The sequence below is a fragment of the Jatrophihabitans sp. genome (assembly GCF_035474675.1).
GTDB lineage: Bacteria > Actinomycetota > Actinomycetes > Mycobacteriales > Jatrophihabitantaceae > Jatrophihabitans_A.
On sequence record NZ_DATINC010000124.1, the window covers coordinates 1 to 6,668 of the forward strand.

General features: G+C 69.3%; 7 protein-coding genes. All 7 read left to right on the forward strand.

The features are described from left to right. The first annotated feature begins 47 nt into the window (after positions 1–47). The gene (atpB, locus tag VLJ82_RS14695) at positions 48–866 is read left to right on the forward strand and encodes a F0F1 ATP synthase subunit A (RefSeq protein ID WP_408664110.1); all 819 of its coding nucleotides are present in this window, start codon (positions 48–50) and stop codon (positions 864–866) included. Positions 867–961: 95 nt separating this feature from the next. Continuing rightward, positions 962–1,180, forward strand: a complete 219-nt coding sequence (gene atpE / locus VLJ82_RS14700) for an ATP synthase F0 subunit C (RefSeq protein WP_408664111.1) — start codon at positions 962–964, stop codon at positions 1,178–1,180. A 31-nt stretch (positions 1,181–1,211) separates the two neighbouring features. Next, positions 1,212–1,757 (forward strand): F0F1 ATP synthase subunit B, encoded by a 546-nt coding sequence (locus tag VLJ82_RS14705; protein WP_408664112.1) that lies wholly within the window; start codon positions 1,212–1,214, stop codon positions 1,755–1,757. Then, the gene (locus tag VLJ82_RS14710; protein WP_408664113.1) at positions 1,757–2,620 is read left to right on the forward strand and encodes a F0F1 ATP synthase subunit delta; all 864 of its coding nucleotides are present in this window, start codon (positions 1,757–1,759) and stop codon (positions 2,618–2,620) included. Before VLJ82_RS14705 ends, VLJ82_RS14710 begins: the two co-directional genes overlap by 1 nt. 62 nt (positions 2,621–2,682) lie before the next feature. After that, a complete protein-coding gene (gene atpA, locus VLJ82_RS14715; RefSeq protein WP_408664114.1) occupies positions 2,683–4,383 on the forward strand; it encodes a F0F1 ATP synthase subunit alpha in 1,701 nt (566 codons plus the stop codon). Between the two features lie 3 nt (positions 4,384–4,386). Beyond that, positions 4,387–5,328 carry a F0F1 ATP synthase subunit gamma gene (locus VLJ82_RS14720; RefSeq protein WP_408664115.1) on the forward strand — a complete coding sequence of 314 codons (942 nt, stop codon included), beginning with the start codon at positions 4,387–4,389 and terminating at the stop codon, positions 5,326–5,328. 11 nt (positions 5,329–5,339) lie between these two features. Then, on the forward strand, positions 5,340–6,668 hold a 1,329-nt coding region (gene atpD, locus VLJ82_RS14725), incomplete at its 3' end, for a F0F1 ATP synthase subunit beta (protein ID WP_408664116.1).

Genomic DNA, 6,668 nt, shown 5'->3' on the forward strand with positions numbered 1-6,668 from the left:
GCAGCCCGAACAACGCGGCCAGATAGTGATGACCGAGGAGAGACTGCGTGAGCCACACCGGCCTAGTCCTGGCAGCTGAAGGATTTCACGCGCCCGGACCGGTTGACTTCTTTCTGCCAGATTTCACAGGTAGTTCCTGGAATGAGCATGGCTACCAGGTCCTGCTGACCAAGGCCTCCCTGCTCTTGGTGCTCGGCGCGGTGGTGGCCTACCTCTTCCTGGCGATCACCTCGCGGCGTAGCGCCGTGGTGCCGACCAAGAGCCAGTACCTCGGCGAGCAGGCCTACAACTTCGTGCGCAACGGGATCGCGCAGGACATCATCGGCAGCAAGGAATACCGCCGCTACGTCCCGCTGCTGGTCTCGCTGTTCTTCTTCGTGATGGTGAACAACCTGTTCGGCGTCGTGCCGCTGCTCACCTTCTCGCCGTTCTCGCGGGTCAGCTTCGCCTACGGCCTGGCGGCGCTGGTCTGGTTGATCTACAACGGCGTCGGCGTCATGCACAAGGGCTTCTTCGGCTACCTCAAGCACACCACCGTGCCCTCCGGGGTGCCGCTCTGGATCCTGCCGCTGCTGATCCCGCTGGAGTTCCTCTCCAACATCATGATCCGGCCGATCACGCTGTCGCTGCGTCTGTTCGCGAACATGTTCGCCGGGCACCTGCTGCTGATCCTGTTCTCCACCGGCGGCGCGTACCTGCTCATCCACGCCACCGGGTCGCCGGTGCTCAAGCCGGCCGGCGTGCTGGCCTTCGCGCTCGGGGTGGCGATCGGCTTCCTCGAGATCGTGGTCGCCCTGCTGCAGGCCTACGTCTTCACGTTGTTGACCGCGCAATACATCTCCGGAGCACTGGCCTCCGAGCACTGATTTCCCGGCACCACCTGCAACACCCGCGCACCGTGCGCACCAGCGATAACGATCACGATCGGCCACGCCGGCCGAGAAACGAAAGGAAACCCCCCATGGGTGGCTCGCTCAACATGGTTGGCTACGGCCTGGCGGCTATCGGCCCGGGTATCGGCATCGGCCTGATCTTCGCGGCCTACATCAACGGCACCGCGCGGCAGCCGGAGATGCAGAGCCGGCTGCAGCCGATCGCGATCCTGGGCTTCGCCCTCGCTGAGGCGCTGGCCATCATCGGCATCGCGCTGGCGTTCGTCATCAAGGCCAGCAACTCCTAAAAGCTGCCGACCTACCTGCTAGGAGTGCGTCATGACCCTGACCCTGCTCGCTGCTGAGGAAGAACCGAACCCGCTCGGCTTCAACGTCGCGGAGTTCGTCCTGGTGCTGATCATCTTCGGCATCCTGTTCTTCCTGATCGCCAAGTTCGTCGTGCCGGCGTTCGAGCGGGCCTTCGAGGCCCGGCGGGACGCGATCGAGGGCGGCATCGCACGCGCCGAGCAGGCGCAGGCCGAGGCGGCCCGGCTGCTGGAGCAGTACAACGCCCAGCTGGCCGAGGCCCGCACCGAGGCCGCCCAGATCCGGGAGAACGCCCGCGCCGAGGCGCAGCGCATCGTCGAGGAGCTGCGCACCCAGGCCCAGCAGGAATCGGCGCGGATCGTGGCCCGCGGCGAGGAGCAGCTGGCCGCCCAGCGCAGCCAGGTGGTGCGCGAGCTGCGCAGCGAGATCGGCACCTTGGCCGTGGAGCTGTCGGAGAAGATCGTGCGCCAGCGGCTGTCCGACGACGCGGCGATCCGCGGCACCGTGGACGCGTTCCTGGCCGACATCGAGCGGCAGCAGGCGGGCGAGCAGCGATGATGACCTCCGCCGCCTCGCGGGCGGCGCTGGCCGAACTGCGCGAGCGGCTGAACGCGATGCTGCCGCAGCTGTCCGACAGCCGGTTCAGCTGGCTGCCGCTGGTCGGCGGGCATGCCGGCAACCGGTACCAGGAACTGGCCGGCGAGCTGTACGCCGCGGCCGGCCTGCTGGCCGGCCAGCCCCGGCTGCGCCGGGCGCTGGGCGACCCGTCGACCGACGCCTCGGCCCGCGGCGAGCTGGCCCGGACGCTGTTCACCGGCAAGGTCGGCGACGTGGCGCTGGACCTGATCGCCGACGCGGTGTCGCTGCGCTGGTCCTCGCCGTGGGACCTGCCCGACGCCCTGGAGATCATCGCCGACGACACCCTGCTGGCCGCGGCCGAGCAGGACGGCCAGCTGGACACCGTCGAGGACGAGCTGTTCCGGTTCGAGCGGATCCTGGCCAACTCCGGCGAGCTGACCGCGGCGCTGGACGAGGCCGGCATGCCGGCCGAGCGCCGGGTCGCCCTGCTGGACTCGCTCGTCGGGCAGAAGGTGCACCCGATCACCCGGCAGCTGCTCGAGCACGCGGTGACCAGCGGCCGCCGGCCGACCCTGCTGCTGGCGATCGACGACCTGCTGCAGGCCAGCGCCGCCCGCCGCGAGCGGTCGGTGGCCCGGGTGCTGTCGGCGGCCGAGCTGACTTCCGAGCAGACCGAGCGGCTGGCGGCGGCGCTGAGCCGGCTCTACGGTCGAGAGATAAACGTTCGAACCGCCGTCGACGACAGCGTCCAGGGCGGGCTGGTGGTCCGGGTGGGCGACGAGGTCATCGACGGCAGCGTGGCCAGCAGGCTGGCCGCCGCCCGGGCCGCGTTCGCCGGCTGACGGCCACCACAGGTAGCACAGGTAACCATGCATCATCGGATGATCGAGATTGAGGAACCAAGATGGCTGAGCTGACGATCTCTGCCGAAGAGATCCGGAACGCACTCGAGGGCTACGTGTCCTCGTACTCGCCGGAAGCCTCCCGCGAAGAGGTCGGGATCGTCGCCGACGCCGGTGACGGCATCGCTCACGTCGAGGGCTTGCCGAGCGTGATGACCAACGAGCTGCTGCGGTTCGAGGACGGCACCCTGGGCCTGGCCCTCAACCTCGACGTCCGCGACATCGGCGTAGTGATCCTGGGCGACGACGCCCACATCGCCGAGGGCCAGTCGGTCAAGCGCACCGGCGAGATCCTCTCGGTGCCGGTCGGCGACGGCTTCATGGGCCGGGTGATCAACCCGCTCGGCCAGCCGATCGACGGCCTGGGCGAGATCGAGTCCAGCGAGCGGCGCGCCCTGGAGCTGCAGGCGCCGTCGGTGGTGATGCGCCAGGAGGTGCGCGAGCCGCTGCTGACCGGCATCAAGGCCATCGACGCGATGACCGCCATCGGGCGCGGCCAGCGCCAGCTGATCATCGGCGACCGGCAGACCGGCAAGAGCACCGTCGCCCTGGACGCCATCATCAACCAGCGCGACAACTGGGCGACCGGCGACCCGAAGAAGCAGGTGCGCTGCATCTACGTCGCGATCGGCCAGAAGGGCTCGACCATCGCCGCGGCCCGCTCCACCCTGGAGGAGGCCGGCGCACTGCCCTACACCACCATCGTGGCCGCCCCGGCCTCGAACTCGGCCGGCTTCAAGTACCTGGCCCCCTACACCGGCTCGGCCATCGGCCAGCACTGGATGTACGACGGCAAGCACGTCCTGATCGTCTTCGACGACCTGTCCAAGCAGGCCGAGGCCTACCGCGCGGTGTCGCTGCTGCTGCGCCGCCCACCGGGCCGCGAGGCCTACCCGGGTGACGTGTTCTACCTGCACTCGCGGCTGCTGGAGCGTTGCGCGAAGCTGTCGGAGGAGTTCGGCGGCGGCTCGATGACCGGCCTGCCGATCATCGAGACCAAGGGCAACGACGTCTCGGCCTACATCCCGACCAACGTCATCTCGATCACCGACGGCCAGTGCTTCCTGGAGACCGACCTGTTCAACGCCGGCGTCCGGCCGGCCATCAACGTCGGCATCTCGGTGTCGCGGGTCGGCGGTGCCGCGCAGTCCAAGGCGATGCGCTCGGTCGCCGGCCGGCTCCGGGTGGACCTGGCCCAGTACCGCGAGCTGGAGGCGTTCGCCGCCTTCGGCTCGGACCTGGACAAGGCCAGCCAGCAGCAGCTGCGGCGCGGGTCCCGGCTGGTGGAGCTGCTCAAGCAGCCGGCCGCCTCGCCGTTCCCCGCCGAGCGCGAGGTGGTCTCGATCTGGGCCGGCACCACCGGCCAGCTCGACGACCTCGAGGTTGCCGACGTCCGCCCGTTCGAAGCGGCCTTGCACGACTACATCGCGCACAACAAGCCGGAGATCTTCGACAGCATCGTCAACACCGGCCGGCTGGAGGACGACACCATCAGCCAGCTGGAGAAGGCGGTGGTCGAGGTCAAGGCGCAGTACGCCTCCACCGTGCGCGAGCAGGCTGACGCCGATGCCGCCGACCGCGAGCAGGCCACCCAGCAGGCCGACGCCCGGGCCGCCGACCGGAACGGCTCCTCGGAGCAGGCCGACGCCTCTGACGCCGCCCCGGCCGGTGCCGGCGCGGCTGCCGGCGGAGAGAACCGGTAACTGATGGGTGCCCAGCTGCGGGTCTACCGGCGCCAGATCAGGTCGGTCCAGTCGACCCAGAAGATCACCAAGGCGATGGAGCTCATCGCCGCGTCGCGGATCGTCAAGGCGCAGAACCGGGTCAACGCGGCCCGGCCCTACGCCCTGGAGCTGACCCGGGCGCTGGCGGCACTGGGCAAGGACGCCTCGCTCAAGCACCCGCTGCTGACCGGCGCCGACACCGTGCGGCGCACCGGCATCCTGCTGGTCACCTCCGACCGCGGCCTGGCCGGCGGCTACAGCGCCAATGCGATCAAGAAGGCCAACGAGCTGGCCGCCTCGGTCCGGGCCGACGGCCGGGAACCGGTGATCTACGTGATCGGCCGCAAGGGCGTCGGCTACTACCGGTTCCGCCAGCTGCCGATCGCCGGCAGCTGGACCGGCTTCTCCGAGCAGCCGAACTTCCTCGACGCCCGGGGGGCCACCGACACCGTGGTCTCGGCGCTGCTGGCCACCAGCGAGGGCTCGGTGGACGGCGAGCCCGGCATCGACGAGCTGTACGTCGTCTACACCCGGTTCGACTCGATGGTGAGCCAGACACCCACCGCGGCGCTGGTCGCCCCGGTGCGGCTGTCCGAGGCCGAGCACGCTGCCTTGGACGAGGAAGCCTCCGAGGACGCCCCGGCCCCGGCGTACGAGTTCGAGCCGGAACCGGACGAGCTGCTGACCGCCCTGCTGCCCCGCTACGTCCGGGCCCGGATCTTCTCGGCGCTACTGGAGTCCGCGGCGTCGGAGTCGGCGGCCCGGCGGCGGGCCATGAAGTCCGCCTCGGACAACGCCGCGGACCTGATCAAGACCTACACCCGGTTGGCCAACCAGGCCCGCCAGGCCGAAATCACCCAGGAAATCAGTGAGATCGTCGGTGGCGCCGACGCCCTCGCGGCAGCAGCAGGAAGTGACTACTGATGAGCACTGTGATGGAAAACCTCGCCGGCACCGACACCACCCCGGCTCCGGTCCGCGGCCGGGTGGTCCGGGTGATCGGGCCGGTCGTCGACATCGAGTTCGGCCGCAACAGCCTGCCCGCGCTCTACAACGCGCTCAAGGTCGACATCGAGCTGGGTGAGCTGTCCAAGACCCTGACCCTCGAGGTTGCCCAGCACATCGGCGACGACATGGTGCGGGCCATCGCGCTGCAGCCGACCGACGGCCTGGTGCGCGGCACCGAGGTGACCGACACCGGCGCCGCCATCAGCGTCCCGGTCGGTGACATCACCAAGGGCCACGTGTTCAACGCCCTGGGCGACCCGCTGGACGAGGCAGGCAAGAAGGTGGAGTTCACCGAGCGGTGGTCGATCCACCGCGACCCGCCGCCGTTCGACCAGCTCGAGCCCAAGACCGAGCCGATGTGGACCGGCATCAAGGTCATCGACCTGCTCACCCCGTACGTCACCGGCGGCAAGATCGGCCTGTTCGGCGGCGCCGGCGTCGGCAAGACGGTGCTCATCCAGGAGATGATCTACCGGGTGGCCGAGAACTTCGGTGGCGTGTCGGTGTTCGCCGGGGTGGGCGAGCGGACCCGTGAGGGCAACGACCTGATCGCGGAGATGACCGACTCGGGCGTGCTGGACAAGACCGCGCTGGTGTTCGGGCAGATGGACGAGCCGCCGGGCACCCGGCTGCGGGTGGCGCTGTCGGCGCTGACCATGGCCGAGTACTTCCGCGACGTGCAGAACCAGGACGTGCTGCTGTTCATCGACAACATCTTCCGGTTCACCCAGGCGGGCTCGGAGGTCTCCACGCTGCTCGGCCGGATGCCGTCCGCGGTGGGCTACCAGCCCACCCTGGCCGACGAGATGGGCCAGCTGCAGGAGCGGATCACCTCGACCCGTGGCCACTCGATCACCTCGATGCAGGCGATCTACGTGCCCGCCGACGACATCACCGACCCGGCGCCGCACACCGCGTTCGCGCACCTGGACGCGACGACGGTCCTCTCGCGCCCCATTTCAGAAAAGGGCATCTACCCGGCGGTGGACCCGCTGGACTCCACCTCGCGCATCCTGGACGCCCAGTACATCGGCCAGGAGCACTATGCGGTGGCCTCGGAGGTCAAGCGGATCCTGCAGCGCTACAACGAGCTGCAGTCCATCATCGCCATCCTCGGCATCGACGAGCTGTCCGAGGAGGACAAGGTGCTGGTCGGCCGGGCCCGCCGGATCGAGCGGTTCCTGTCGCAGAACACCTTCGTGGCCAAGCAGTTCACCGGCATCGAGGGCTCGTTCGTGCCGATCGAGGAGACCATC

Bases quoted from the DNA above. Each gene is read 5' to 3' on its own strand.
- VLJ82_RS14705 (WP_408664112.1), top strand. From the start codon at position 1,212: ATGACCCTGACCCTGCTCGCTGCTGAGGAAGAACCGAACCCGCTCGGC.
- VLJ82_RS14710 (WP_408664113.1), top strand. From the start codon at position 1,757: ATGACCTCCGCCGCCTCGCGGGCGGCGCTGGCCGAACTGCGCGAGCGG.
- atpA (WP_408664114.1), top strand. From the start codon at position 2,683: ATGGCTGAGCTGACGATCTCTGCCGAAGAGATCCGGAACGCACTCGAG.
- VLJ82_RS14720 (WP_408664115.1), top strand. From the start codon at position 4,387: ATGGGTGCCCAGCTGCGGGTCTACCGGCGCCAGATCAGGTCGGTCCAG.
- atpE (WP_408664111.1), top strand. From the start codon at position 962: ATGGGTGGCTCGCTCAACATGGTTGGCTACGGCCTGGCGGCTATCGGC.